The sequence below is a fragment of the Leptolyngbya cf. ectocarpi LEGE 11479 genome (assembly GCF_015207065.1).
In the GTDB taxonomy this organism is placed as follows: domain Bacteria; phylum Cyanobacteriota; class Cyanobacteriia; order Phormidesmidales; family Phormidesmidaceae; genus Leptothoe; species Leptothoe ectocarpi.
This window is the reverse complement of the sequence record NZ_JADEXP010000510.1, coordinates 1-3,148: the sequence shown is the minus strand read 5'-3', so window position 1 is coordinate 3,148 and position 3,148 is coordinate 1. Positions and strand designations below refer to the sequence as shown.

At 49.7% G+C, this 3,148-nt stretch carries 3 protein-coding genes; all 3 read left to right on the top strand.

The annotated features are described in order from the left end of the window. Window positions 1–53 precede the first annotated feature (53 nt). Window positions 54–419, top strand: a complete 366-nt coding sequence (locus tag IQ260_RS29175; protein ID WP_193996569.1) for a response regulator — start codon at window positions 54–56, stop codon at window positions 417–419. Then, complete coding sequence (locus IQ260_RS29170; protein ID WP_193996568.1) at window positions 416–958, top strand: chemotaxis protein CheW; 543 nt, start codon at window positions 416–418, stop codon at window positions 956–958. Before IQ260_RS29175 ends, IQ260_RS29170 begins: the two co-directional genes overlap by 4 nt. Window positions 959–1,015: 57 nt before the next feature. Beyond that, the coding region (locus IQ260_RS29165; RefSeq protein ID WP_193996567.1) for a methyl-accepting chemotaxis protein at window positions 1,016–3,148 on the top strand (2,133 nt) is incomplete at its 3' end.

The following is a 3,148-nucleotide window of genomic DNA, read 5'->3' as shown; positions in this document are numbered from 1 at the left end:
GAGTTTTATTCTGAATAGATAAATTTAGTAGGAATCTTTCGAGGTAATTTAAGGTGACTAAAGTATTAGTTGTTGATGACTCTATTAATGAATTAGAACTTATTAGCGGTTATCTAAGAAAAGGTGGATACACCGTGATAGTAGCCACTGATGCAAAAGAAGCTTTAAATAAGGCGATGGAGCACCAGCCTAATGCAATTGTGACAGACCTGGTCATGCCGGGCATGAATGGTTTAGAGCTGTGTCGTAATTTAAAGAGAAATCCTGCAACCCAAAAGGTGCCCATCGTGGCCTGTACCTCTAAATCAGGAGAGATTGATCGCCTCTGGGCCATGAAGCAAGGTGTGAATGTATATGTGACCAAGCCCTTTACCGAAGATCAACTTGTGAATGCCGTTCGGTATAGCTTAAGCCAATGAATGCCTCAGCTCTTGCCCATCGATTGATTCAGCCTGAAGGCACAGCTGGTGCAACGTGTCTGAGTTTTGAACTCAATGAACAGACACCAGCACTTTTTTCAATGCAGCAGGTGCAGGAAGTCATTGTGGTGCCATCGCATCAGATTACGCCGATGCCTAACATGCCGCCCTGTGTGTTGGGATTATCAACTCGCCGCAGTCGAGTGATGTGGCTAGTTGATATGGCACATATGCTTTTATCCACCCCGCTGCCCTCGAATATTCGAAATTATAACGTTGTGATTATTCGGGTTGCTCAACCATTACAGCAACAGGCTGTGCCGATGGCAACCGCGCACGATCAGGCGCTTTTGGGATTGATCGTACCGACGATGAGAGGGGTGATTCGATTTTCGCCAGATTTGATTCAAACACCCCAGGGACAGTTTTCTCCCAGTTTGAAACCCTGCTTGCGCGGTTGTTTGCTGCAGCAGAATGAAATGCTTCTGGTATTGGACGCTGAAGCAATCGCACGTTCTCCGGTATTGCACAACAGCTAAGGGACCGCTTGTACATCAAATTAATTCTATTTACTCCTAGTCTAAAAACTTACACCAATGGCTCCCAATACAGAATTTCCACCTAATTTGAACCCCAATCTAAACAATGTTGCACCGGACAGTTTGGCGGGAGGTCTGCCAGATTCTACCGGTGCTACATCGGGTTATGGAGTGGAGCAGCCTAGCCAGTCCACTGTTTCTGTACCCCAAACGTCTTCCAAAGGTTTCTGGCAAAAACTAACCCTGAGAACGAAGGTGCTGGCCTTGGCCCTGTCGCTAGGGGTAGTTCCCGTGGTGGCGGTAGGTGGTTTGGGGTATGTCTTTGTGGAGCAAAGGGTAACAGCCCAGGCCACTGAGGCTCGAACCGCCGGTACAGCCGATATTGCCAACTTTGCTGCAGAGTTTATGAACAGTCGTTTTCAAGATTTGAGAACGTTCTCTCAGCTGAGCCTATTTACTGATGAGGATGTGCGAGAGGCGACGGATGTTGCCGATCGAAATGCTTTCTTACAGGAGCTGGTTAGCACTTCGCCGATCTACGAAGATATCGCTGTGGTTGACCTCAAGGGCAGCCCGGTAGCGGTCAGCAACCCCGATGGTATTCCTCAGAATGTGAGCCAAAACGACTGGTTTAAGCAAGTTGAAGCGACCCAAGATATTGTGTGGGTACAGCCACGAGCCCCCCTGGCAGGGGATCTTCAGTTTGCACTGATCGGAGCTGCTCCGATCTTTGATGCTGAAACAGGCGATATGCTCTACATGATTCGTGTGCGCCTGGATGTACAAGAACTCCAGCGGAGTATCAGTGGGTTCACATCTGAAAATACGGCGGTGGGATTGCTGGATGCCAACGGACAGGTCTTTTTAAGCAATGCTGACGACGGGATGGCCAATGCAATTCTAGTTAACCTGGCTGATTCGGTTTCCTGGTTGCAAGATCGCTCACCGCAGACCGCAATTCTGAATGAAGGGGACGGCCCTCAGCTAACGGCCTATGCGCCCATTATCCATGAACCTGGCGACCCTCAGCTAAATTGGAGTGTGGTGAGTTTGGTCGATACGTCTACGGCTTTTGCCGCATCCCGACAGCTTTTGCAGACGGTGCTGGTGGGGACGGGGATTACCGTTTTGCTGGTGGCTGCGATCGCAACCTTGCTGGCGACCCGAGTGACCTTGCCCATTGTGCAGATTACTGACTCAGTAAAACGACTGGGACAAGGTGATTTTAGAACTCGAATTGATACCCGAGGAGAAGATGAGATCGCCCAGCTAGGTACCAATATCAATCTGATGGCAGAACAGATTCAGACCTTGTTGATCAAGCAAGAAGAGGCTGTACAGCAGCAAATTACGGCCCAAGCCCAGGTTGAGCGTGCCCAGGAAGAACGCCAGCGGAGTGAGATTCTGCAGCGGGAGCTGGTGCAGCTCTTAAATGAGATGGAGGAAGCCTCTAACGGCAACCTGACCGTACGCACAGAGCTGACAGCGGGTGAAATTGGAATTATTGGTGACGTTTTTAACGCCATTATTGAGAGCCTGAGATCGATTGTAATCCAGGTGAAACAGGCCACAGGCCAGGTAAACGAATCCATTGACCAGAGTGAAGGGGCGATTCAACAGCTGGCAGATGAGGCCCTGGCTCAGATGGATGAAATTACCAACACGCTCAATTCGGTTGAGCAGATGTCGCACTCTATTCAAGAAGTGGCTGACAATGCTCGCCAGGCAGCTGAAGTAGCCCAGGTAGCCTCTACAGCCGCTCAGGATAGTGGCATGGCCATGGACCTGACGGTGACCAGTATTTTAGAACTGCGCTCCACAGTGGCAGAAACCGGTAAGAAAGTAAAACAGCTAGGGGAATCGTCTCAACAGATTTCTCAGGTGGTTTCGCTGATTAACGAAATTGCCATGAAAACCAATCTGCTGGCGGTCAACGCCAGCATTGAAGCAGCCCATGCTGGGGAAGAAGGGCAAGGCTTTGCGGTGGTTGCCAGCGAAGTGGGTCAGCTGGCTGAACAGTCGTCGGCAGCCACCAAAGAGATTGAACAGATTGGAAAAAACATTCAGATGGGAACTCGAGATGTCGTCGAGGCGATGGAACGGGGGACAAACCAAGTGGTAGAAGGCACTCAACTGCTGCAAAAGACTAAGCAAGGTCTGGGACAAATTGTGGATGTATCGCAGCAAATT

Coding starts and splice junctions, on each gene's coding strand:
- IQ260_RS29170 (WP_193996568.1), top strand. CDS start 416: ATGAATGCCTCAGCTCTTGCCCATCGATTGATTCAGCCTGAAGGCACA.